This window comes from Nocardioides sp. (assembly GCF_004803405.1).
Taxonomy (GTDB): Bacteria; Actinomycetota; Actinomycetes; order Propionibacteriales; family Nocardioidaceae; genus Nocardioides; species Nocardioides vastitatis.
Window position 1 is genome coordinate 1 of sequence record NZ_SSXI01000144.1, and the last position, 23,274, is coordinate 23,274.

23 protein-coding genes and 1 pseudogene are annotated in these 23,274 nt (G+C 69.2%); 11 read left to right on the forward strand and 13 right to left on the reverse strand.

Annotated features, from left to right (window positions below; genetic code table 11):
* From E7Z54_RS10110 to E7Z54_RS10120, 3 genes and pseudogenes are all read right to left on the reverse strand, one after another.
* Positions 1 to 203, reverse strand: a pseudogene (locus E7Z54_RS10110) (hypothetical protein); the annotation flags it as partial.
* Positions 200 to 1,060, reverse strand: coding sequence for a dihydropteroate synthase (gene folP, locus E7Z54_RS10115; RefSeq protein WP_136433350.1), 861 nt, complete (start codon positions 1,058 to 1,060; stop codon positions 200 to 202). The gene folP and the pseudogene E7Z54_RS10110, both read right to left, overlap by 4 nt.
* A complete protein-coding gene (locus E7Z54_RS10120) occupies positions 1,060 to 1,956 on the reverse strand; it encodes a glucosyl-3-phosphoglycerate synthase (RefSeq protein ID WP_136433351.1) in 897 nt (298 codons plus the stop codon). Before E7Z54_RS10120 ends, folP begins: the two co-directional genes overlap by 1 nt.
* Before the next feature lie 341 nt (positions 1,957 to 2,297).
* On the opposite strand from E7Z54_RS10120, the gene E7Z54_RS10125 reads away from it, so the two are divergent.
* Together E7Z54_RS10125 and E7Z54_RS10130 are read left to right on the forward strand one after the other, a co-directional pair.
* Positions 2,298 to 2,678 (forward strand): hypothetical protein, encoded by a 381-nt coding sequence (locus tag E7Z54_RS10125; RefSeq protein WP_136433353.1) that lies wholly within the window; start codon positions 2,298 to 2,300, stop codon positions 2,676 to 2,678.
* Positions 2,679 to 2,737: 59 nt separating this feature from the next.
* Positions 2,738 to 3,112: a MarR family winged helix-turn-helix transcriptional regulator gene (locus E7Z54_RS10130; protein ID WP_240769610.1), complete on the forward strand. Its 375-nt coding sequence runs from the start codon at positions 2,738 to 2,740 to the stop codon at positions 3,110 to 3,112.
* Between the two features lie 112 nt (positions 3,113 to 3,224).
* On the opposite strand, the gene E7Z54_RS10135 is transcribed toward E7Z54_RS10130, so the two are convergent.
* The 3 genes from E7Z54_RS10135 to galE are packed head-to-tail and all read right to left on the reverse strand — an operon-like array spanning position 3,225 to position 6,220.
* Complete coding sequence (locus E7Z54_RS10135; RefSeq protein WP_136433357.1) at positions 3,225 to 4,373, reverse strand: Vms1/Ankzf1 family peptidyl-tRNA hydrolase; 1,149 nt, start codon at positions 4,371 to 4,373, stop codon at positions 3,225 to 3,227.
* Positions 4,374 to 4,391: 18 nt separating this feature from the next.
* Positions 4,392 to 5,219: an N-acetylmuramoyl-L-alanine amidase family protein gene (locus E7Z54_RS10140; RefSeq protein ID WP_240769611.1), complete on the reverse strand. Its 828-nt coding sequence runs from the start codon at positions 5,217 to 5,219 to the stop codon at positions 4,392 to 4,394.
* Positions 5,216 to 6,220, reverse strand: coding sequence for a UDP-glucose 4-epimerase GalE (gene galE / locus E7Z54_RS10145; RefSeq protein WP_136433359.1), 1,005 nt, complete (start codon positions 6,218 to 6,220; stop codon positions 5,216 to 5,218). The genes E7Z54_RS10140 and galE overlap by 4 nt, the downstream gene beginning before the upstream one ends.
* 258 nt (positions 6,221 to 6,478) lie before the next feature.
* Here galE and E7Z54_RS10150 point away from each other — a divergent pair, with 258 nt between their 5' ends.
* On the forward strand, positions 6,479 to 7,933 hold the full coding sequence (locus E7Z54_RS10150; protein WP_136433361.1) for a sugar transferase: 1,455 nt from the start codon (positions 6,479 to 6,481) through the stop codon (positions 7,931 to 7,933).
* 15 nt (positions 7,934 to 7,948) lie between these two features.
* On the opposite strand, the gene rfbA is transcribed toward E7Z54_RS10150, so the two are convergent.
* The gene (gene rfbA, locus E7Z54_RS10155; RefSeq protein ID WP_136433363.1) at positions 7,949 to 8,821 is read right to left on the reverse strand and encodes a glucose-1-phosphate thymidylyltransferase RfbA; all 873 of its coding nucleotides are present in this window, start codon (positions 8,819 to 8,821) and stop codon (positions 7,949 to 7,951) included.
* Between the two features lie 66 nt (positions 8,822 to 8,887).
* Here rfbA and rfbB point away from each other — a divergent pair, with 66 nt between their 5' ends.
* Genes rfbB through manA form a run of 3 tightly spaced genes read left to right on the forward strand, consistent with a single transcriptional unit; the run spans position 8,888 to position 12,520 of the window.
* The gene (rfbB, locus tag E7Z54_RS10160; protein ID WP_136433365.1) at positions 8,888 to 9,886 is read left to right on the forward strand and encodes a dTDP-glucose 4,6-dehydratase; all 999 of its coding nucleotides are present in this window, start codon (positions 8,888 to 8,890) and stop codon (positions 9,884 to 9,886) included.
* A gap of 21 nt (positions 9,887 to 9,907) precedes the next feature.
* On the forward strand, positions 9,908 to 11,302 hold the full coding sequence (locus tag E7Z54_RS10165; protein ID WP_136433367.1) for a sugar nucleotide-binding protein: 1,395 nt from the start codon (positions 9,908 to 9,910) through the stop codon (positions 11,300 to 11,302).
* A 36-nt stretch (positions 11,303 to 11,338) separates the two neighbouring features.
* Positions 11,339 to 12,520 (forward strand): mannose-6-phosphate isomerase, class I, encoded by a 1,182-nt coding sequence (gene manA / locus E7Z54_RS10170; RefSeq protein WP_136433369.1) that lies wholly within the window; start codon positions 11,339 to 11,341, stop codon positions 12,518 to 12,520.
* Between the two features lie 30 nt (positions 12,521 to 12,550).
* Here the strand turns inward: manA and E7Z54_RS10175 are convergent, their stop codons facing one another.
* The 3 genes from E7Z54_RS10175 to E7Z54_RS10185 form a co-directional block, all read right to left on the reverse strand.
* On the reverse strand, positions 12,551 to 12,850 hold the full coding sequence (locus E7Z54_RS10175) for a DUF2516 family protein (protein ID WP_136433370.1): 300 nt from the start codon (positions 12,848 to 12,850) through the stop codon (positions 12,551 to 12,553).
* A gap of 86 nt (positions 12,851 to 12,936) precedes the next feature.
* Positions 12,937 to 13,557: a hypothetical protein gene (locus E7Z54_RS23750; protein WP_206056122.1), complete on the reverse strand. Its 621-nt coding sequence runs from the start codon at positions 13,555 to 13,557 to the stop codon at positions 12,937 to 12,939.
* Positions 13,544 to 13,999, reverse strand: a complete 456-nt coding sequence (locus tag E7Z54_RS10185; protein WP_136433372.1) for a helix-turn-helix domain-containing protein — start codon at positions 13,997 to 13,999, stop codon at positions 13,544 to 13,546. Before E7Z54_RS10185 ends, E7Z54_RS23750 begins: the two co-directional genes overlap by 14 nt.
* Positions 14,000 to 14,127: 128 nt before the next feature.
* Here E7Z54_RS10185 and cysC point away from each other — a divergent pair, with 128 nt between their 5' ends.
* Entirely contained in the window at positions 14,128 to 15,960 is a 1,833-nt protein-coding gene (gene cysC, locus E7Z54_RS10190) for an adenylyl-sulfate kinase (protein ID WP_136433374.1), read from the forward strand.
* On the forward strand, positions 15,957 to 16,961 hold the full coding sequence (locus E7Z54_RS10195) for a sulfite exporter TauE/SafE family protein (RefSeq protein WP_136433375.1): 1,005 nt from the start codon (positions 15,957 to 15,959) through the stop codon (positions 16,959 to 16,961). Before cysC ends, E7Z54_RS10195 begins: the two co-directional genes overlap by 4 nt.
* Before the next feature lie 7 nt (positions 16,962 to 16,968).
* Here the strand turns inward: E7Z54_RS10195 and E7Z54_RS24185 are convergent, their stop codons facing one another.
* From E7Z54_RS24185 to E7Z54_RS10205, 3 genes are all read right to left on the reverse strand, one after another.
* Positions 16,969 to 17,097, reverse strand: coding sequence for a hypothetical protein (locus E7Z54_RS24185; RefSeq protein ID WP_276606217.1), 129 nt, complete (start codon positions 17,095 to 17,097; stop codon positions 16,969 to 16,971).
* 73 nt (positions 17,098 to 17,170) lie between these two features.
* Positions 17,171 to 18,337: a nucleotide sugar dehydrogenase gene (locus E7Z54_RS10200; protein ID WP_136433377.1), complete on the reverse strand. Its 1,167-nt coding sequence runs from the start codon at positions 18,335 to 18,337 to the stop codon at positions 17,171 to 17,173.
* Positions 18,338 to 18,420: 83 nt separating this feature from the next.
* The gene (locus tag E7Z54_RS10205) at positions 18,421 to 19,224 is read right to left on the reverse strand and encodes a DUF4143 domain-containing protein (protein WP_168798262.1); all 804 of its coding nucleotides are present in this window, start codon (positions 19,222 to 19,224) and stop codon (positions 18,421 to 18,423) included.
* A 142-nt stretch (positions 19,225 to 19,366) separates the two neighbouring features.
* On the opposite strand from E7Z54_RS10205, the gene cysD reads away from it, so the two are divergent.
* The 3 genes from cysD (at position 19,367) to E7Z54_RS10220 (ending at position 23,274) form a co-directional block, all read left to right on the forward strand.
* Positions 19,367 to 20,281, forward strand: a complete 915-nt coding sequence (gene cysD / locus E7Z54_RS10210; RefSeq protein ID WP_136433381.1) for a sulfate adenylyltransferase subunit CysD — start codon at positions 19,367 to 19,369, stop codon at positions 20,279 to 20,281.
* Positions 20,281 to 21,552: a sulfate adenylyltransferase subunit CysN gene (gene cysN, locus E7Z54_RS10215; RefSeq protein WP_136433383.1), complete on the forward strand. Its 1,272-nt coding sequence runs from the start codon at positions 20,281 to 20,283 to the stop codon at positions 21,550 to 21,552. The genes cysD and cysN overlap by 1 nt, the downstream gene beginning before the upstream one ends.
* A gap of 834 nt (positions 21,553 to 22,386) precedes the next feature.
* Positions 22,387 to 23,274, forward strand: coding sequence for a sulfotransferase family protein (locus tag E7Z54_RS10220; protein WP_136433385.1), 888 nt, complete (start codon positions 22,387 to 22,389; stop codon positions 23,272 to 23,274).

A 23,274-nucleotide genomic window follows, 5' to 3' on the forward strand; every position in this document is an offset into this window, starting at 1 on the left:
ACCGCGGCGCCGGCCGCGGCGACCAGCGCCGCGCCGACCTGCGCGCCCGCGTCCCCGGACGCGACGACCCGTACCTGCGGGCCCAGCTCAGCCACCGCCGACACGCACACATCGCGCAGGTCACCGACCGGGTCCTCCAGCGAGGCGTACTCGGGGAGCAGCGCCAGCACACCCGGGACCAGGACCACACGCGCGGCGTTCACTGCAACCCCCGGATCGCTCGCTGCGGCGGCCGTCGTCCCGCGATGGACCACGCCATGTCGACAGTCTGCCGGGTCTCGGGGACCTGGTGCACCCGGAAGACGCGGGCGCCCGCGAGGGCACAGATCGCGGTCGCGGCGAGTGTTCCGGTCAGCCGCTCGCCGACGTCGAGGCCGAGCGTCTCGCCCACGAAGTCCTTGTTGGACAGCGACACCAGGACCGGCCATCCCGTCGCGACCATCTCGCCGAGCCTGCGGGTGATCTCCAGGGAGTGGAAGGTGTTCTTGCCGAAGTCGTGCGCCGGATCGATCACGACCGACTCGCGCGAGACGCCTGCTGCCATGGCGCGCTCGGCGTAGCCGACGGTGTCGGCGATCGCCGCGGCCACCACGTCGTCGTACTGGTTCCGGAACGGGCGCGTCCGGGGGGTCGCCCCGCCGGTGTGGGTGCAGACGATCGCGGCGCCGTACTGGGCGGCGACGTCGACGAGCTCCGGGTCGGCGCCGCCCCAGGCGTCGTTGAGGACGTCGGCCCCCGCTTCGCAGACGGCGGCCCCGACCTCGGACCGCCAGGTGTCGACCGAGATGACCAGCTGCGGCCACTCCTCGCGCACCCGCGCCACGAAGTCCACCACTCGCGCCTTCTCTTCCGCGGCGCCGATCTCCTCCCCGGGCGCTGCCTTGATTCCCCCGATGTCGACGATCTCCGCTCCGTGGGCGACGACCTCGGCGACGCGAGCGAAGGCATCGTCCTCGGCCCACGTCGCCCCGTTGTCGAAGAACGAGTCGGGCGTGCGGTTGACGATCGCCATCATCAACGTGACGTCGTCGTCGAAGGCGTGGCGTCCCAGGCGAAGCATCAGAGGAACCTCTCCGCGGGCTCCCGCTCGACCACCGGTACGACGTGCCGCGTCGGGTCGAGCCCCTCACGGAACTGTCGCAGCACCACTGCTCCGTCCGTCGACGCGGTGTCCACGTCCACGCGGGCCAGCGCCGCCGCGAGGATCTGCGTCGCCATGGCGCCGAGGTCGAGCAGCGTCTGGTGCTGGTGCGCCCGGGTGCCGAGGTCGACCTGTGCCAGCGCGGGCTGACCGGCCCGGCGCACCGTCTCCACCAGCGCGGCCAGCTCCACGGCGTACCCGGTCGGCACCGTGAGCGAGGCGAACCACGACCGGCGCACCGCCCACTCCCCCGCCAGGGGCTGCACCAGGCCCGCGAGCTCCGGGAAGAGCAGGGCGATCAGCGGCCGCGCGACGAGCTCGGTGACCCGGCCGCCCTCGAGGGGGCCGCCGGCACCCGGCCGCGCGTAGAAGCCCTTCACCAGCTGGACCTCGGGCCGGGTCAGCAGGGGGCCCAGCAGGCCCGGCACGAAGTGCGTGTCCCAGTCGAGCAGGTCGGCATCCATGAACACCACGAGGTCGCCCGAGGTGACGAACAGCGACTTCCACATCGCTTCGCCCTTACCCGGGTGGCTGCCGAGGTCGGGCCGGATCTCGGCCGAGCGGTGCACGCGGGCGCCCGCCTCGGTGGCGACGTCGAACGTCCCGTCGACGGAGTCGCTGTCGATCACGACGATCTCGTCCACCAGGTCGACGGTCTGCATCAGGGCCTGGCGGACTCGCGCCACGACGGCCCCGACGGTTCCCGCCTCGTTGCGCGCCGGCACGACCAGGCTGACGGTGGCGCCGGCGTGGCTCTTGGCGGCCAGCAGTGCGTCGAGGGCCCAGTCGTCCCAGTGGGCGGCGTGGATCCCCATGGCGGCAAACCTACCGGGCCACCGCCCGCGCTTTTCAGGGCAAAGCGCCCACGCCGCCCAGCGAGCTGGGCTACCGTCGCTCGAGGTTCGGGCCTCCGGGTGCGTTCCCACCTGCCGCTGACCCCTCAGGAGATCCGACATGGGCATGCGTCGATGGCGCCGCAAGGTGCGTTGTCTGCTCAAGTACGGGCCCAGCGGCTGTCCGCACATCGAGCGGCACTCGCGACGCAGGCGCAGGCCTCGGCCCGGCAACGTCGAGCGAGCGGTCTAGTTGTTGCGGGTCGTTGGGTCGACAAGCCTGCCCGAGCGAAGATACATGCGGATCGCATATAGTTCCGGGCATGAGCTCGAGCCTTGAAGCAGCAATCGACGCGTGGCACGCGAGCGTCAACGACGGCGACCTCCAGCGCTCGGCGAAAGCGGTTGGTGACCCCGTTGTCGTCCTGGGCCCGAAGGGCGCGGGGCCGATCACGCCTGCTCAGTTCGCGCAGTGGGTGCAGCGTTCAGGGATCAAGCTGATCCCTCGGTCGTGGCACCCGGTCAGTGAGCGGCTGATGGTGGTCGAGGAGGACGCCACCTGGCCCGAGAGCTCGGAGCCTACGCGGGTGGCGACGGTCTTCCGTGCCTCTGACGGGAAGGTCACGGCTGCGCTGCGGCTGCCAGACCTCACGTCCGCCCTCGAGCTGGCCTACATCTGTCGCGAGATGGCGGCATCCGAGTGACGAGCCGGGGCCCTGGTCAGGTCCTGTTCCACTTCGTCCGGCATTGGGCGCGCCGGCCCGTGACGGCAGACGCCGGAGGTGACCAGGGCCGACTCGTGCTGGTTTGCGAGGCGGTCCACGCAGTCAGCCAGCGCGGGACCTCTGCAACGGTCAACGCCATCGCGCACGAGATCGGTATCGACCAGAGTGGCGCGTCACGGTTGATCACGAGCGCCACAGCGGCCGGCTACCTGGTCATGGCAGCATCCGCGACCGATGGTCGACGTCGCGAAGCATCGCTCACCGCCGCGGGCCGGTCCATGCTGGACCAGGCTCATCGTTGGCAGGAAGAGATCTTCGTTCAGCTGACCGCAGGCTGGAGCGACAAGAAGCGCCGCGACTTCCAGCAGGCGATCACCGACCTGATGGACCGCTCCTACGTGATGGACGCTTGAGGCACGCGAACGCTCCACTGCGCATCGCAGGACGCCGCGGGCTGCTCGAGCGCTGCAGACTGCCGGCATCTCGACTGCGGGGCGTCGTCTTCAACGTCCAGCCCGCTTATCCCTAGTCACCGGCCGCGGGCGTCTCGCCCTCCGTCGGCGTCCGGTCGTCCCAGCGCAGCAGCGCGGCAACGCCCGACGAGAGCGTGAGCTCGCGGGGCAAGGGCATCTCGTGCGGCACGACGGACACCTCGGCGTCGGTCAGCGCAGCCGCGGCGAGGAGCACCTGATCGGCGGGCAGCTCGCCTGCGTCTGTCGCAGAGGCCGGCAGCGCGAGACCCGGATGGTCCGCAGCCGACACCCCGACCGCACGTGCGTCGGGCAGGTCGAGCACCACCTGCTCGACCGCGCCGTTGACCATGGCGTCCGCCACCGCGTCCGGCCCGGTCACCACGCCCTCGGCGACGGCGAGCCCGCGGGCCAGGCGCTGTGCGATCAGGTCGACCGAGTGCGCCTCCAGGTCCGCGAGTGCCCGGTGGATCTCGGCCCACAGCGCCTCGTCGGACCCGCCCGCGGCGCGGCCGCCTCCGGCGTCGGTCTGCACGATCGTCACGTCGTCCCGTTCACCGAGCATCTGTGCCATGTCGGCCCGAGCCCGGACGTCACCGGAGATGACGACCAGCCGTACCCCGCGGCCGACCAGCAGGTGCTCGATGGCGGCGACCGCGAGCTGGGCGTTCTCGTGCCACTGGTTCTCGGAGCGCTGCTGGAACTTCTTCTGCGCCCAGTCGCCGTCGGGCACCTTCTGGAGGTGCAGGTCCGACCCCTCGACGGACTGGCTCTCCGCCCTCGCCGAGTTGCCGGCGACGTACAGCTCCAGGTCGGCGCCGAGCCGGTCGGCGCGGACGAGCAGGAAGGGGAACTGCCCGTCCGCCATGCTCACCCAGCCGGCGAGGTCGGGCAGCGGGCCCACGCCGACGGACTCGGGCCAGGTCGTGGTGCCGGAACGCACGTCGTCGAAGAGCACCTCATCCGAGGTCGCGACGATGGTCCGGCGCGCCGGTCCCGCGACGTGGGTCGGGGCACGCAGCCGCTCCTCCAGCTCGCCGAGCAGGTCGGCGGAGACGTCGGCCCGCTCCAGGTCGTGTCGTGTGGTGGTCCAGCGGGCGTCCAGCTGTTGTCGCGCGTCCTCGGTGTCGCGGCTGACGTCGAGGTGCAGTGAGACGAAGGGGCCGCTGTGCTCGTAGATCGGTCGGACGGTGTCGAGCCTCATGAGATTGCCGTACCCCCATCAGCCCGCGAGATACGCCCGCACGCCCCGCACGAGCGCCCGCGCGTACCGGTCGCGCCCGGCGGCGCTGCTCATCACCGCCGCCTCGGCCGCGTTGCGCATGTTCCCGAGCTCGACAAGCACCACCGGCACGTCCGACAGGTTCAGGGTGCCGAGATCGGTCCGGACGTCCAGCCCCCTCGTGCCCCGGTACGACGACGGCTGGAACCTCGCCCGGACCAGGGCGTCCCGGACGGCGAGCGCCAGCACGCGAGAGGCGCCCGCGATGTCGTCGGTGTAGCCGGGCAGCCGGCCGGGACGGATCACGTGGAAGCCGTGGGCGCCGGCGTCGTGGAGCCCGTCGGCGTGCAGGCTCAGCTTCACGTCGGCGGTGGGGCCCGGCCGGTCGGGATTGCCGGCGCGACCGCGCTCATCGACGCACGGTCCCCAGTGCGCGTCGCTGTTGGTCGACCGGGTCAGCACGACCCGCGCGCCGAGCCGGCGCAGCTGCCGCCGTACCTCCCGAGCCAGCTGCCACACGAAGGTGGCTTCGGGGTATCCCCGGTTCGTGGCCGTGCCCGTGGTGTTGCACTCCTTCTCGAACCCGCCTGCGTCCACCGGCTCGTCGATCTCCCGTGGGAAGCGGGCGTTGCCGAGCTGGTGACCGGGGTCGAGCACGATCACCTTGCCGGCCAGCGGACCACCGGCGACGGACGCCGACGCCGACGCTGTCGGCGACCCGATCGGCTTCGCCGTCGAGGGCTTCTCGGGGCTCTGGTCGTCGCCGGCCGAGCACCCACCCACCAGAGCGGCCGCGACCAGGACGGCGACCAGGCGGATCGAGCTCACTCGTACCCCAGGACGGCCTTCCGCTTCTCCCCCCACGCCAGTGCGGAGGCGATCGCATCGTCGAGCGACAGCTCCGCCTGCCAGCCGAGCAGCTCCGCAGCCTTGTCGGCGTTGGCGAACGCGCCCGCCGCGTCACCGGGCCGCGGCGGCGCCTCGGTCACGGGGATCGGCCTGCCGACGACCCGTTCGACGGCCGCAAGCAGCTCACGCACAGTGACACCGTCACCACCGCCGAGGTTGATGTAGGTGTAGGTCGCTCCGACCTTGCCCAGGACGGCGTCGAACTCCTCGACCGCCCGGACGTGGGCCTTCGCGAGGTCCCAGGCGTGGATGTAGTCCCGGATGCCCGTGCCGTCCCGGGTCGGGTGGTCGATCCCGGTGATCGTGAACGAGTCGCGGAACCCGAGAGCGGTCTGCGCCATCAGCGGCACGACGTGGGTGGCGTCCCTGAGGTGGTAGCCGGTCTCGAGGTCCGGGTCGGACCCGATCGGGTTGAAGTAGCGCAGGATGATCGCGCGCAGGTCGGTCGCGCCGCTCATGTCCTCGAGGACCTGCTCGATCATCCGCTTCGTCCGGGCGTACGGCGAGTTCGGGTCGACCGGGTCGTCCTCGCGCACCTCGAAGTCCGACTTGAGCGCGTAGAGGGAGGCGGTCGAGGAGAACAGGATCCGCGGCCGCCCGAGCGCGGTGAGCTCGTCGAACATCTCCAGCGACTTGGCCACGTTGTCGCGGTAGTACTCGTAAGGCTTCTCGACGGACTCCGGTACGACGATCCGCGCGGCCATGTGGATGGTCGCCTCGATGTCGGGGTGCTCGGCGACCACGCGCCGCAGGAGCGCTCGGTCGGCGATGTCGCCCTCGTAGAAGATCCGGTCGCCGACGTACTGCCGGGGGCCACTGATCAGCGAGTCGAGGACCACGGGGGTGTGGCCCGCCTGCTCGAGCGCCTTCGACGTGATCGAGCCGAGGTAGCCGGCGCCGCCGGTGACGAGAACCTTCATGTCAGCGACCCTACCGACGCACGGCGAGATCGGCGGGGAGCGCGGACCCAGAATGGCCTTTCGGTCATGATTTCCGAAACGGCCACGCGCGTCGGCAACCCCACCTACGGTACGTCGTGGACGTTAGGTCAGGTTCCCGGGTCTAAGTGACGTGGGGACTCGGCACCGCCGGGCTCTCATCGTGGGGGATGGACCGGGGGTCTGCGGGAGCCAAACGGGAACTCGGGCAACGTCCTGCACTTCTTGGGACTACACAAAATGACCGTTTTGGAACGTACCCGGCTGATCGCCGGGTCCGAGCCCAGCCGCACCCTGCGTTACCTACCGGGCAGCGTTCTCGCGGTAGACGTGGTAGCGCTCGCTGTCACCGCTCTGCTCGCCACTCTTGGTCGCGAGCGACTGACGATCTTCTCACGTGCGTGGGGAGCGCACGAGGAGCTGGGTGTAGTCGCCACCATCGCGATCGTTGCTTGGATCGGCATCATCGCCGTCGCCGGCGGCTACCGACGTGACCTGTTCGGCTCCGGCAGCGACGAGTTCAAGCGCGTCGTCAACGCCAGCCTCGTCACCGCCGGCGTACTGGGCGTCGGCTGCTACCTCGCGAAATACGACTTCTCCCGCGGCTTCTTCCTCTTAGCGTTCGCCATCGGGCCGCTACTGCTCCTGCTCGGCCGGTTCAGCGCACGCAAAGCTCTTCACGCGCTGCGCCGTCGCGGGTTCCTGCAGGCGCGCGTGCTGGTCGCCGGGTCCGCCCGGCGTGTCGACGAGGTCACTCAGGTGCTTCGGCGCGAGAAGTGGCTCGGCTACTCAGTTCTCGGCGCCGTGACGCCCGCCGTCGAGCCGCTCGAGGAGACCGCCACAGGAGTGCCGGTCCTCGGAGACAAGGAGAACGTCGTCGAGATCGGGCGCGCGCACGGAGCCGACATCATCTTCTTCGCCGGTGGCACCAGCACCTCGGCCGCGGAGATGAACCAACACCTGTGGGCGCTGGAAGGGCACGGGATCGACGTGGTGGTGGCACCCAGCCTGCAGGAGGTCTCCCAGCAACGACTGTCCTTGCGGCCCATCGGCGGCCTTCCGCTGATCCACGTCGACCAGCCGACCTGGGTGAGCGCCGGGCGTATCGGCAAGCGCATCTTCGACGTGGTCGGCTCGTTCCTGCTGATCCTGGCCCTGTCACCGATCCTGCTGGTCGCGGCGACCCAGATCTTCCTCCACGACCGCGGACCACTGCTCTTCAAGCACTACCGCATCGGCCGCAACGGCAAACGCTTCGGGTGCCTGAAGTTCCGCACGATGGTGGTCAACGCCGAGGCGATGGTCAAGGACCTCCAGGTCGAGACCGGTCAGCAAGCCCTTCTGTTCAAGTTGAAGAACGACCCCCGCGTCACGAAGCCGGGCCACTGGCTGCGCCGATTCTCCGTGGACGAGCTCCCGCAGCTCCTCAACGTGCTTCGCGGCGACATGAGCCTGGTCGGCCCGCGTCCCCAGGTCCAGGGCGAGGTGGATCTGTATCAGGGTGCGATGGAGCGACGCCTGCTCGTTCGGCCCGGCATGACCGGATTGTGGCAGGTCTCGGGCCGGAACGACCTGACGCCCGAGGAGGCCATGCGGCTAGACGTGTACTACGTGGACAACTGGTCGATGATGCAGGACATCTCGATCCTGCTTCGCACCTTCACAGCGGTCACGAGTTCCCGCGGGGCCTACTGACCGAGCGGTGGGTCATCACTTCCCGTCCTCATCGAGGATGTCGAGCAGGTACTGCCCGTAGCCGCTCTTCAGCAGCCCCTGGGCGAGCTGGGCGAGCTGTTCGTCGTCGATGTAGCCGGCGCGCCAGGCCACCTCCTCGGGCGAGCCGACCTTGGTGCCCTGCCGGGCCTCGAGCGCGCGCACGAAGTTGCTGGCGTCGTTGAGGTCGTCGAACGTCCCGGTGTCCAGCCAGGCGGAGCCGCGGGGAAGCACCTCGACCTGCAGTCGCCCCTCCTCCAGGTAGAGCCGGTTGAGGTCGGTGATCTCCAGCTCGCCGCGGGCCGAGGGCTTGAGGCCCTTGGCCTTCTCGACCACGTCGGCACCGTAGAAGTAGAGCCCGGGCACGGCGTAGTGGCTCTTGGGCTTCTCGGGCTTCTCCTCCAGCGAGAGCGCCCGGCCGTCGGCGTCGAAGTCCACGACCCCGTACGCCGTCGGGTCGGAGACGCGGTAGCCGAAGACCGCCGCGCCGTCGAAGCTCTCGAAGCGGCGCAGCCGGGTGCCCAGGCCCGCGCCGTAGAAGATGTTGTCGCCGAGCACCAGGCCGGCGCCGCCGCCCGCGAGATGGTCCTCGCCGATCAGGAACGCCTGCGCGAGGCCGTCCGGCGACGGCTGCACGGCGTAGCTGATCTCGATCCCGAAGTGCGAGCCGTCGCCCAGCAGCCGGCGGAACTGCTCGGCCTCGTGCGGGGTGGTGATGACCAGCACCTCACGAATGCCGGAGAGCATCAGCGTGGACAGCGGGTAGTAGATCATCGGCTTGTCGTAGATCGGCATCAGCTGCTTGCTGATGGCGTGGGTGATCGGGTGCAGTCGGCTGCCCGTGCCTCCGGCCAGGATGATCCCGCGCATGTGTCTGTCTCCCTCGTAGCGCCCTCGATGGGCTGACGGATCATTGTCCTCCATACACTGACACCTGTGCATCGCATCCTCGTGACCGGCGGGGCCGGCTTCATCGGCTCCAACTTCGTCCACCACCTCGTCCGCAGCACCGACGCCTTCGTCACGGTGCTGGACAAGCTGACCTACGCGTCGACCGAGGAGTCGCTCGCGGGACTGCCGGAGGACCGGGTCCGCCTGGTCGTGGGTGACATCGTCGACCCCGCACTCGTCGAACCACTGGTCGCCGAGCAGGACGCCGTCGTCCACTACGCGGCGGAGTCTCACAACGACAACTCCCTGAACGACCCGACCCCGTTCATCCAGACCAACCTGATCGGCACGTTCACGCTGCTCGAGGCGGTCCGGAAGGCAGACGTCCGGTTCCACCACGTCTCGACCGACGAGGTGTACGGCGACCTCGAGCTGGACGACCCGAAGAAGTTCACCGAGGACACGCCGTACAAGCCCTCGTCGCCGTACTCCGCATCCAAGGCCGGCTCCGACCACCTGGTCCGGGCCTGGACGCGAAGCTTCGGCGTGCGCGCCACGATCTCGAACTGCTCCAACAACTACGGTCCGTGGCAGCACATCGAGAAGTTCATCCCCCGCCAGATCACCGAGGTCCTCTCCGGCCGCCGCCCGAAGCTCTACGGCTCCGGCGAGAACGTCCGCGACTGGATCCACACCCAGGACCACTCCTCCGCCGTGCTCACCATCCTCGAGCAGGGTCGGATCGGGGAGACCTACCTGATCGGCGCCGACGGCGAGAAGTCCAACCTCGAGGTGGTCCGGCTGATCCTGCGCCTGATGGGACGCGACGAGAACGACTTCGAGCACGTCAACGACCGCGCCGGCCACGACCTGCGCTACGCGATCGAGTCCGGCAAGCTGCGCACCGAGCTCGGCTGGCGGCCCCAGTACGCCGACTTCGAGGCCGGCCTGGCCCAGACGATCGACTGGTACCGGGACAACGAGGCTTGGTGGCGGCCGCACAAGGACGCGACCGAGGCGGCCTACGCGGCCAAGGGCCAGTGAGGGCCACCCGGCGAGCTACGGATGACTGACCTTCGCATCGACCCGACGCCGATCCCGGGGCTCCTGGTCGTGCACCTGCCCGTGCACGGCGACGCCCGCGGCTGGTTCAAGGAGAACTGGCAGCGGGAGAAGATGGTGGCCCTCGGACTGCCCGACTTCGGCCCCGTGCAGAACAACATGAGCTTCAACGCCACCCGGGGCGCGACCCGCGGCATCCACACCGAGCCCTGGGACAAGTTCGTCTCCGTCGCGACCGGCAAGGTCTTCGCGGCGTGGGTCGACATGCGGGCCGGCGACAGCTTCGGCGCCACGTTCTCGGTGGAGATCGACGAGGGCGTCGCGGTGTTCGTCCCCCGCGGCGTGGGCAACTCCTACCAGGCGCTCGCCGACGGCACGGTCTACTCCTACCTGGTCAACGACCACTACCAGCCGGGCAAGGTCTATCCGGCGCTCAACCTCGCCGACCCGACGGCGGCCATTCCGTGGCCGATCCCGCTGGCCTCCGGCGAGGCGGAGATCTCCGAGAAGGACCGCAACAACCCCTTCCTGGGCGACGTCGCTCCCATGGAGCCGAGGCGGACGCTGATCACCGGCGGCCAGGGCCAGCTCGGACGCGCGCTCGCCGCGCTCTACCCCGATGCCACCGTCGTCGGCCGCGACGAGCTGGACCTCACCGACGAGGCCGCGCTCGAGGCCTGGCCCTGGCAGGACTACGGCGTGGTGCTCAACGCCGCCGCCTACACCGCGGTCGACAAGGCCGAGACCCCCGAGGGCCGCGCCGCCGCATGGGCGGCGAACGCCTCGGCGCCGGCGGCGCTCGCGCGGATCGCAGCCCGACGCGGCCTCACGCTCGTCCACTACTCCACCGACTACGTCTTCGACGGCTCGGACGTCGAGGGAGGCCACACCGAGCAGACGCCGCTCGCCCCGCTCGGCGTCTACGGGCAGACCAAGGCGGCCGGCGACATCGCGGTGGCCGCCGCTCCGCGCCACTACATCCTGCGGACGACCTGGGTCATCGGCGAGGGGCACAACTTCATCCGGACCATGCAGAAGCTCGCCGCCGAGGGGGTCTCCCCCTCGGTCGTCGCCGACCAGGTCGGCCGGCTGACCTTCACCGACGAGCTGGCCCGGGCGACGGGGCACCTCCTGGACTCCGGCGCCGCGTACGGCACCTACAACGTGACCAACGCCGGCACCCCCCGGTCCTGGGCCGACTACGCCCGCCGGGTCTTCGAGCTGTCGGGCCGCGACCCGAAGGACGTGAGCAGCACGACCACCGAGGAGTACGCCGCCGGCAAGCAGATGTCGCCCCGGCCACTGTTCAGCGTGCTGTCGCTCGCCAAGCTGGAGGCGACGGGGTTCACCAGCGCCGACGCGGATGAGGCGCTAGCGTCATACCTCGGCAACGCCTAGCGGGCCACCCCCGATCACCACCGCCCAGGAGAGAAGTTGCTCGAACTGGACTGTCCCACCCAGGACTACGACTGGGGCTCATCGGACGCGATTCCGGGCTTCCAGCGCCGGACCGCGGAAGGCCGCCCGGTTGCAGAGGTCTGGATGGGCACGCACCCCCTCGGGACCGCCCAGGTCGTCGACGGCGCCGCTGTCCGGCGTCCACTGACGGCCGTCGCGGGTGAGCTGGGCTTCATGCTGAAGATCCTGGCCGCCGGGCGACCGCTCTCGATCCAGGTGCACCCCAACGAGGCTCGGGCGAAGGCCGGCTTCGCCGCCGAGGAGGCGGCGGGCGTGCCGCTCGACGCTCCGCAGCGCGTGTTCAAGGACCCGAGCCCCAAGCCGGAGATGGTCTATGCGCTGTCGACCTTCGACACGCTGGTGGGGTTCCGACCCACCGCCGAGATCCTCCGGGTCCTGATGCCGCTTCGGCACCCGACCGTGCGCGCGCTGGTGAAGAGCCTGCGCGACAACCCGGGCTTCGCAGGGATCGTGCGCCTGGTCGAGGGGCTGGTGGGCGACCCGCCCTCGCCCGACGTCGTCCGGGACGTCGTCGCCGAGTGCCGCGAGGCACTCGAGGAGGGCATCGACATCAAGCGCGCCTATGCGACCGCGGTCGAGATCGCGCAGTTCTATCCGGGTGACGTGGGCGTCATCGTGTCGCTGCTGCTCAACCGGCTGACGCTCCAGCCGGGCGAGGCTGCCTACCTCGGCACCGGGATCATCCACGCGCACCTGCGCGGCATGTGCCTGGAGGTGATGGTGTCCTCGGACAACGTCCTGCGGGCGGGCCTCACGAGCAAGCATCTGGACCCGGTCGGCCTGGTGCAGTGTCTCGAGGAGGGGATGTCACGCGTGGCGCGGGTGACCCCGCGCCTGTTCGGCGCGTCCACCGACGTGTTCAGCCCGACCGCGGACTTCGCACTGTCGATCACCCAGAGCTCCCAGGCCGATCCGGGCGGCGTGACCCTCCCGGCCTCGGGCCCTCGGCTGCTGGTGTGCACCGGCGGCGAAGTGGCGCTTCTCAACGAGCGTGACCAGATGCTGCACCTGCGTCGCGGCGACACCGCCTTCGCCGACGACTCCGACGGGGAGCTCCGCGTGGTCGGCACGGGCGAGGTCGCACAGGCCTACCGCCCCACGGGCGACGACGCCGCAGAGCTGCTGGACCTCGTCTGAGCGCTGTCCGACCTGGCCGTCGGCCCGGATCTACCGTCGACGCAGGCCGGCCAGTGCCGGCCGGACGTCCGCCAGGTACACCAGCGCAGCGACCGTCATCGCGAGGTTGATGATCGTCAGGTTGATCGGCAGCAGCTGGAGCACCACCCCGACGCCGAGCACGATCGTCCACGTCGCCTTGTTCAGCTTGTCGGCGGCGGAGTAGGACTCCGCGGAGTAGAGCAGCGAGCTCACGAAGGCGAAGATCTTGACGACGAGCAGCACGAACGCGACGGCGAGGTTGATGTACAGCTCGACCGTGCTGACTGGACTGACGAATCCACCGCTCATGATGCCCAGATCCTAGTCGGCGACCCACGCGGAGACGCCGCACGGCCCCGAGGCGGTGCCTCGGGGCCGTGCTGCGACCAGACAGATCAGCTGGTGGCGGGCGCGTTCTCGGTGGTGGTGCTGTCCGAGGCGGCCTTCTTGGCCGGAGCCTTCTTGGCCGGGGCCTTCTTGGCCGGAGCCTTCTTCGCGGTCGCGGCCGGAGCCTTCTTCGCGGGAGCCTTGCGGGCCGCGACCTTCTTGGTGACCTCGACCGGAGCGGCGGTCTCGCCCTTGCGGATCCGGCTCACGACGGTCTCGCCGTGCTTCGCGAGACCGGCGTAGGTGGAGGAGACCAGGGTGAGGTTCTGGTCGTACTTGACCTTGACCGTGGTCGGCAGGCTCTTCGCCTCGGTCTGGATCTCGGCGAGCCGGGACTCGGCCTCCTTGCGGCGCTCGGCGAAAACCTGGGTCGCCTTGCCCTGCAGGGCCTTCGGCTCGGGCAGCTCGAAGGACTTGACCGTCTTCTGCACCTCGGCGACCTTCGAGGTGACGTCCTTCTGCAGGTCGGCGACGTTGGCGGTGACCTTCGCCTGCACGTCGGTGACGTAGGTGATCACCTTCTGCACGGCGAGGTCGGTGGCGCCCACGCCGGCGTACAGCGGCTTGGCCACCACCGGCGGGAGCTCGGGGAGCTCCACGGACTTGAGCTTCACGTCAAACTTGGCCATTGGCACTCTTTCCTTCGGTAGTGAGGTCTTCGGGATCGATCTCGGCGCTCTTCGGCGCGGTCTCCTGCGCCTTCGCGACGTCCTCGGCCGCATTCAGCGCGAGGAACGATGCGTAGACGTCGAGGAGCGACTGCTTCTGTCGCTCGGTGAGCCCAGCGTCGCCCAGGATGGCGAGCTCGACCGACCGCCCGACGCCGTCATCGGGGCTGAGGATGCCCGCCCTGATGTAGAGCTGCTCCGCGGAGATCCGGAGGGCCTTGGCGATCTGCTGGAGCACCTCGGCGGACGGCTTGCGGAGCCCGCGCTCGATCTGGCTCAGGTAGGGGTTGGACACGCCCGCCTGGGCGGCGAGCTGCCGCAGGGAGAGCCGGGCCGAGACCCGCTGCTCCTTGAGGTAGTCGCCGAGTGACCCGACGGCCTGCCCGACCTTGCCCTTCGCCATACGGCCATAGTGCTAGCAAGAGTTAGCAACCTGCAAGCACCCTCAGCGTGAAGTGGTTCACACCGACGCCCATCCACGACTCAGTGTTCAAATAGGATCAACTCACTCGACTCTGTACGATCCACTCTGTGTCGAGCCCCCTGCCGCAGCACTGCCCCCAGCCACGGGAGCTGGACGACCTGGAGCTCGTGGTCTCGGGGGCGGCCGCCCCGATCGCCGGCTTCAACGAGCCCGGCAGCCCGATCACGCTCTCCCTGCCCGACGACCTCGCGTCCCACCTGCACGGCGGTGGCGCGGTCGAGCTGGTCGACCCCGAGGGTCTGCCGCTGGCCCGGGTCACCGAAGGCGCCCGCGGTCTCGAGGTCGAGCCGCTCACCCATGCCCAGTTCGGCCCGTTCCGTCGGCTGTACCTCTCGCCGGCGGCCGTCCGCGAGCAACACGCGGGACGCACCGTCGTCCCGATCTCGGACCTGGTGACCGACGTCCAGCTCAGGCAGCTGCGCCGGCTGGGCCCGGTGCTCCTCCTCGCGCTCGTCGGCACGGGCACACCCGCACTCAGCCCGGTCGGGCTGCTGCGCGCCACGCTGCGGGTCGCCGACCAGCTGGACGCTGCCGTGGTCGCCGTCCCGCTGGCCGACCATGACTCCCTGACCGATCCCGCGCTGCGGGTCTCGGTGCTGACGAACTACGCGGGCACCGACCCGGTCGTCGAGCTGGAGTACGGCGGCGCCGTACTGCCGGAGCTCGCCGACATCGCCGGTGCGGAGCGCCCCGAACCGGCCGAGCAGGGCCTGGTGCTGTTCTTCACGGGTCTGTCGGGCAGTGGGAAGTCCACGCTCGCCCAGGCGCTCATGGACCGTCTCCTCGAGCAGGGCGGGCGCACCGTGACCAGCCTCGACGGCGACGTGGTGCGTCGGAACCTCTCGGCCGGCCTGACCTTCTCCAAGGAGGACCGCGAGACCAACATCCGCCGCATCGGCTGGGTCGCCGCGGAGATCTCCCGGCATGGCGGCGTCGCCGTCTGCAGCCCGATCGCACCCTTCGACCGAACGCGCCAGCAGGTCCGCGCCATGGTCCAGCAGGCCGGTGGGGCGTTCTTCCTGGTCCATGTCGCCACTCCGCTGGAGGAGTGCGAGCGACGCGACCGCAAGGGGCTCTACGCCAAGGCGCGGCGAGGCGAGATCCCCGACTTCACCGGCATCTCCTCGCCCTACGAGGAGCCGCAGGACGCCGACGTGCGGGTCGACACCACCGGAAGGTCCATCGAGGACGCGCTCGAGGACGTCACGGTGGCCCTCCGCACTGCCGGCTACCTCGATCTCGCGCGGGCCAAGACCGAGCAGGCGGAGACCGCCGTCGGCGGCCGGACCTCCGCCGAACCGGGCGCCCGGGCGCTCGCGACGACCGAGCGTCCACTGCGCGTGCTCTTCGTCTGCACGGCCAACATCTGCCGCTCCCCCTACATGGAGCTCCGCGCGCGCACCATGGCCGGTCGGGACGTCAGCATCGAGTTCGCCAGCGCCGGGACCCACGGCTTCCGCTCGCACTCCGTCGACGCCACGATGGCCGAGGTCCTCGCCGACCGCGGCGTCAGCGCGGACCTCATCGCGGGCTTCGCGAGCCGCCCGCTGACGCGCGACCTCGTGGAGGCCGCCGATCTGGTGCTGACCGCGGAGGCCGCGCACCGCACCTTCGTGCTCGACGAGGTGCCGCACGCCTTCCGCAAGGTCCTCACGCTCGGCCAGTTCGCCGAGTCGGCCGCGCGCGTCGACGTCTCGGTCGGAGGCGCCGACCTCGTCACCGCGGTCGGTCACCGACGTGCCGGAGCGACCGACGAGCACAACATCCGCGACCCCTACCGGCGCGGCAAGGCAGCGGCGGAGCTCACCGCCGACCAGATCGACCGGCTCCTGACGGCAGTGCTCCCGCGCCTCCTCAGGGCCCAGGCAGGCGCCCGATGAACGAGTGGATCACGCTCACCGCTCTGTCCATCGTGGCGGCCGGCTTCTTCGTCGGCATCATCGTGGGCCTGACCGGCATGGGTGGGGGCGCACTGATGACGCCGGCGCTGATCTTCCTCGGCGTCGGTGGTGGCGAGGCCGCGACCGTCGTCACGGCCGATCTCACCGCGGCCGCCGTGTACAAGACCGGCGGGGCCGCGGTCCACGCCAAGGAGGGATCGCCCAACCTCAGGCTCGCGGGCTGGCTGATCCTCGGGTCCGTGCCGATGGCGTTCCTGGGGCCTTACCTCGTCAAGGCGCTCACGACGGACGCCGACCAGCTCGACCGCGTGCTCAAGCTGGCGATCGGCTTCGCTCTGCTCGTCGCGGCCGCCACCTACGCCCTACGGCTCTACATCAACCTCAAGCGGGTACGACGAGGGGGCGACGGCGGCGACCCGAACCCCCGCATCCGCCCCGTCCCCACCCTCCTGGTGGGCGCACTCGGCGGGCTCCTGGTCGGCATCACGAGCGTCGGCTCCGGATCGGTCATCATGATCGCGCTCCTCATGCTCTATCCCGGCCTGACGGCTGTGAAGCTGGTCGGCACCGACCTGGTCCAGGCGGTTCCGCTGGTGCTCGCGGCAGCGATCTCCAACATCGCCATCCACGGCTTGGACTGGGCCATCGCGCTTCCGCTGATCGTCGGCTCGGTCCCGGGCACGCTGCTCGGGAGCCGGCTCGCGCCCCGGGTGCCCCAGTCCTACATCAGGCGCGGGATCGTCGTGGTCCTCACCATGTCCGGCGTGGCGCTGCTCGACAAGGCCGGTTGGGCTCCGCTCGGCAAGGAGGAGACCCATCCCGAACTGGTCGGCATCGTCGGCGTGGTGACCGTCGCGCTGGTGCCGCTCGTGTGGGGCATGATCCGCAAGACCGAGGGGATGCCGATGTTCGGCGCCCCCACGGTCGCCGACCTGGAGTCCCTCGGGGACAGCCGCAGCGAGCAGCGGGCCGAGCGCTAGGACGGGTTCAGCGAAGCGCCGGCGCGGGCGCGTCGGTCTCGACGTCGAACGTGCGCGAGGCCGCATGAGCGAGGCAGAAGGTGAGCGCGGCGGCGAGGGCGATCCACACTCCGATGACGCTGGCAAGGACGATCATGGGACTACCTCCTGGTCTCGGAGTACCCCATCGGCAGTCAACCACTCCCAGCTGAGCGATTTCTTCCCGCAGCTCAGTCCCGCCCGTAGATGTCGCGGGTATAGACCTTCTCGGCGACGTCGGCCAGCGCCTCGGACCGCCGGTTGGCGATGATCACGTCGCACCGGGCCTTGAACTCGTCGAGGTCGCGCACCACCTCCGAGTTGTAGAAGAGGTCGTCCTCGAGCTCCGGCTCGTACACGACCACCTCGACCCCCTTGGCCTTGATCCGCTTCATCACGCCCTGGACGCTGGACATCCGGAAGTTGTCCGAGCCGGACTTCATGATCAGCCGATAGACCCCGACGACCTGCGGCCGCCGGTTGAGGATGTCGTCGGCGATGAAGTCCTTGCGGGTGGTGTTCGCGTCGACGATCGCGCTGATCAGGTTCTGCGGCACGCGCTCGTAGTTGGCTTGGAGCTGCTTGGTGTCCTTCGGCAGGCAGTAGCCGCCGTACCCGAAGGACGGGTTGTTGTAGTGCGAGCCGATCCGCGGGTCGAGGCCGACCCCCTCGATGATCTGCTTGGTCGACAGGCCGTGCATGGCGGCGTAGGTGTCGAGCTCGTTGAAGTACGCCACCCGGAGCGCGAGATAGGTGTTGGCGAACAGCTTGATGGCCTCCGCCTCCGTGGAGCCGGTCAGCAGCACCGGGACGTCCTCGTCGACGGCTCCCGCCACCAGGAGCTTCGCGAACAGCCGGCCCTGCTCCGCCTCGGATCCCACCACGATGCGGGAGGGATGCAGGTTGTCGTACAGCGCCCGTCCCTCGCGGAGGAACTCAGGCGAGAAGATGATCGACGCACCCGGGTGCCGCTCCCGGAGCTGGTTGGTGAAGCCCACCGGCACCGTCGACTTGATGACGACGGTGGCGTACGGGTTGACCGCGAGCGCCTCCGCGGTCACCGACTCCACGGACCTGGTGTCGAAGTAGTTGGTGACCGGGTCGTAGTCGGTCGGCGTCGCGACCACCACGAAGGAGGCGTCCGCGTAGGCGAGCTCCTTGTCGAGGGTCGCCGTCAGGGTCAGCGGCCTGTTCGCGAGGAAGTCCTCGAGCTCCGGGTCGACGATCGGCGACTGACGCCGGTTGACGGCATCGACCCGCGCCGGATCGATGTCGACCGCATAGACGTCGTGGTCCTGCGCCAGGATGACGGCGTTGGACAATCCCACGTAGCCCGTGCCGACGACCGTGATCTTCATGCTCGCAGGCTAGGCGACTCCCGCTCCTGTGGTCGATGTCGGGGCGAGGACCGGCTCGAGGTCCCAGGGCCGACCGCCCCTGCTCAGCGCCCCGGTGGGGTGGCGTCCCAGTCCCAGAGTGCCGAGATCGGCAGCCCCCACAGCCCGGGGCGGAACTCGTGTCCCGCGGATCCGGTGTTGAGGACGACCCCGCCGCGGAACCGCCAGCCGGCGCGGGCGGCCAGCGCCTCGAGACCGGCGAACTGGTGGGGGCGCAGGCTGGCCGCCGTGCGGACCTCCAGTCCATAGACGGTGTCGTCGGGAAGCTCGACGACGAGGTCGACCGCGAGGCCGTTGCGCTCGCGGAGGTGGCTCAGCCGGTAGTCGACGGCGCTGGTCTCGCGCTGCCGCAGCAGCTCGTCGACCACCACACCGGTCAGGAGGGGAGCGAGGCGGCTGCGGCCACGAAGCTCGACGAGCTCGTCGACGGTGGCGCCGCTCAGGTGTCGCGCCACCGCCGGGTCGGTGAGGATCGCCCGTGGCCGCCCGATCACCCGCTTCGCGACCGACGCCCGGCAGCCGGGCAGCAGCCGGAGCAGCCCGACCTCCACCAGCACCTCGAGGTACGGCGAGATCGTGGTGGCCGGGATGCCGGACGCCGCCGCCAGGCGGGCCTTGTTGAGCTCCGCGGCGGGCGGTCGAGCCAGCGCGCGGAGCAGCGCCAGCAAGCGTTCCGGGTTCAGGCGCCGCAGGGCACGGGCGTCGCCGCTCGCGATCCGGCGGAGCTCGTCCGCGATGCCCTCCTCGCGCGCCATCAGCTCGACGTACTCGGGGACGCCCCAGTGGGAGCGCACCTCACCCGGCACGGCGGCCCGCGATCCGAGCCGGGCGACGAAGTCTGCGGCCACGGACCGAAGCGTAGGTCCCTCGGCGGCAAACTCGTAGATTTGTCTACGGCGCGCCCGCGGATGCGTCAACCGAGCGCGCCGCATGGCACGATGGGCGGGCCCTGAACTCAACAGGTTCGGAAAGGATGGCGTGGTTCCCGCCATGACACAGACCCACAGCGACTATCGCCTGAGCCAGCTCGACCAGCTCGAGGCAGAGTCCATCCACATCTTCCGCGAGGTCGCGGCGGAGTTCGAGAAGCCCGTCCTGATGTTCTCGGGCGGCAAGGACTCCATCGTGATGATGCGCCTGGCCGAGAAGGCCTTCTACCCGGCGAAGATCCCCTTCCCCGTGCTCCAGGTCGACACCGGCTATGACTTCCCCGAGGTCCTCGCGACCCGGGACAACTGGGTCAACCGCCTCGGCGTCAAGCTGGTCGTGGCCTCCGTCGAGCAGGCCATCAAGGACGGGATCGTCGTCGACGACGGCAAGACCTCCCGCAACCGGCTCCAGATCGGCACCCTGCTCAACGCCCTCGAGGAGGGCGGCTTCACCGCCGCCTTCGGCGGCGGCCGCCGCGACGAGGAGAAGGCCCGCGCGAAGGAGCGCGTGTACTCCCATCGTGACGAGTTCGGCCAGTGGGACCCCAAGATGCAGCGCCCCGAGCTGTGGTCGCTCTACAACGGGCGGATCCACGAGGGCGAGCACATGCGGATCTTCCCGATCTCCAACTGGACCGAGCTCGACATCTGGGACTACATCGGCCGCGAGGGCATCGAGATCCCCAGCATCTACTTCTCCCACCAGCGCCGCGTCTTCGAGCGCGACGGCATGCTGCTGACCGAGAGCGAGCACAACCCGCTCCGCGACGGTGAGGTCGCGCAGGAGCGGACCGTGCGGTTCCGCACCGTCGGCGACCTCACCCTGACCGGGTGCGTGGAGTCCACAGCGTCCACGATCCAGCAGATCATCGAGGAGGTCGCGATCGCCCGGGTCACCGAGCGCGGCGCGACCCGCGGTGACGACCGGTTCTCCGAGGCTGCCATGGAGGACCGCAAGAAGGAGGGCTACTTCTGATGGCCAACACCCCGCACAAGCGACCCATGGACCTGCTGCGGTTCGCCACCGCCGGCTCGGTCGACGACGGCAAGTCCACCCTCATCGGGCGGCTGCTTCTCGACTCGAAGGCGATCTTCGAGGACCAGCTCGAGGCGGTGGAGGCGACCAGCTCGGCGAAGGGCTACGACTACACCGACCTCGCGCTGCTGACCGACGGGCTGCGCTCCGAGCGCGAACAGGGCATCACCATCGACGTGGCCTACCGCTACTTCGCGACGCCCAACCGGAAGTTCATCATCGCCGACACCCCGGGCCACGTGCAGTACACCCGGAACATGGTGACCGGCGCCTCGACCGCCAACCTCGGACTGGTGCTCGTCGACGCCCGCCAGGGCCTCACCGAGCAGTCCCGCCGCCATGCGGTGATCCTCTCGCTGCTCCGGGTGCCCCACCTGGTGCTCGCGGTGAACAAGATGGACCTCGTCGACTACTCCGAGGAGGTCTACGACGAGATCCACGAGGAGTTCACCCAGTTCGCGACGAAGCTCAACGTGCCCGACCTCGAGGTCATCCCGATCTCGGCGCTCCAGGGCGACAACGTCGTGACCCGCTCCGAGAACATGCCGTGGTACTCCGGTCCGACGCTGATGCACCACCTCGAGAACGTGCACGTGGCGTCCGACCGCGACCTGGTCGACGTCCGCTTCCCGGTGCAGTACGTCATCCGGCCCAAGTCCGACGAGTTCCACGACTTCCGCGGCTACGCCGGACAGGTCGCCGGTGGCGTCCTCAAGCCCGGTGACGAGGTCGTTGTGCTTCCCTCGGGGATGACGTCGAAGATCTCCCGGATCGACCTGTTCGACAACGAGATCGCCGAGGCGTTCCCGCCGATGAGCGTGACCGTGCACCTCGACGACGACGTCGACGTGTCCCGTGGCGACATGATCGCCCGGGTCAACAACGCGCCGACGCCCAGCCAGGACATCGACGCGATGGTCTGCTGGATGACGACCACGCCGCTGCAGCCGCGCCAGAAGCTGGCCATCAAGCACACCACCCGCACCGGACGCGCGCTCGTCAAGGACATCTCCTACCGGCTCGACGTCAACACACTCCACCGCGACCAGGAGACCAAGGAGCTCGGCGTCAACGAGATCGGCCGCGTCCAGTTGCGCACCACGGTGCCACTGCTGGTCGACCCGTACTCGAAGAACCGCACCACCGGTTCATTCATCCTGATCGACGAGGCGACCGGGGTCACGGTCGGCGCCGGCATGATCAACGGCTGACACACGTCGATCGGGAAAGGCGCGGCCTCCCGCAGTTCCAGGAAATCGCCCACCGCTGGGTCCAGCGGGTGCGTAGATCCTCTACTACACCGAGGATGTTGCCTGTTGAGTGGTCCGAGCCGAGGGGGGTACAGAGCACCGACCCGCTGCCCGCGCAGCGTCCTAAGTTCACCAGCGCAGCGACGTGCGGAGCGTTCACTCGCGCTGCGCCATTCTGCGCGGCGCCCCGTGAACGACCTTCTCGCGGTTCTTCGCGCGGCTTGAAGCCTGAACGACAAACCTGCACCGCAGACCCGGACCATCGCTAGCCTTGCACTTGCCGAAAACGGTTCTCCCGTGACCGAGTCGTTTAGCGACGCGTGCCGGCGCGGGCCGCGCGTTCAGGCGACGACCCAGCGAAGAATGCCGTGTCCTAATGGCGGATGTTTCTCGTTCGCAGCGCGGCCGCATTTCCGGGGATGCCAGAAACCCGACCGCTGTCGGCGCCAAAAAACTGACTACTGCTCAGACCCCGCTCAACTGCTGGGCCGAGGGAGGAACCCGGTGGGTTCGAGATCTGGCGGTTCCGCGATAGAGAACTGCCCATCGGGTTAAACCGGCGCGGAACTCAAGAACGACGCTAGGTTTCCGCAGTGAGCACTGGAAACACCTGCGGGACGGCAGGCGAGCGATGTCTCCGCATCGATGCCAATGACGCGAGCGCTCAGACTGCCGCGGATCCGGTGCCGATGGCGCCTCCACGTAGGATGCGGTGAGGAGAGCCTCGAGATCAGTTAACTTGCTAGGCGTCGGACCCGCGCGAATTCGCGCACTCTACCTGTACGGAGCATCCCAATGGCGCAGATGCCCAACCTATTTATTGTGGGTGCCGGTAAGGCGGGGACCACGGCGATGCACTCACTGCTGTCCATGCACCCCAAGATCTCGATGTCGACTTTGAAGGAACCGCACTATTACTCATCGGTGCAGCCCGATCCTGCGTTGCGCCACCTGATTCCCACGATCACAGATAAGGCGGATTACCTCGCGCTCTTCCGCGATGTCGATGCTCCAATTCGCGGCGAGGCCAGCCCGTCCTATCTCTTCGATCCGGCCGCGGCTCACCGGATCAGAGCGGACGTTCCGGGCGCGAAAATCCTAATCCTTCTGCGTGATCCGGTTCAGCGGGCTTTCTCGCACTACCTGATGGATGTGCGGGAAGGGCTAGAGACGCGCCCGTTCCTCGAAGCGGTTGCAGCCGACGATGCACGCACGGATCGGCGCTGGGGGACCGCATGTCACCTCTACATCGACCTCGGCCTGTATGCAGCCCAGGTGGGGCGTTACCTCGAGGTCTTCCCACGAGAAAACATATTGGTCCTCGAGTCGGCACAGTTGCAGGAGCAGATGCCGTCGCTGCTCGACGCGTTAGCGCATTTTCTTGAAGTCGACGTCGGCTCATTTCAAGGCGTGCCGGCCGCGACCAACGCATTCGCTCGGCCGAGGTCCGACGTGTCCCGACGAATTATGCGAAGTCAGCGCATCCGGATCAGCGCTCGGCGCCTAGTGCCTGCGAAGTCTAGACTCGCCGTCCGAGACCGGATCCTACTTACGACATCCCAGAGACCGACCCTTGATAACGCCAGCCGGATTGCACTTCAACCTCGATTCGAGGCAGACATCACCGAAACCCGAAAACTGCTTTCGCATCCGCTGAGCACCTTAACTTCGAGCTGGGTCTGA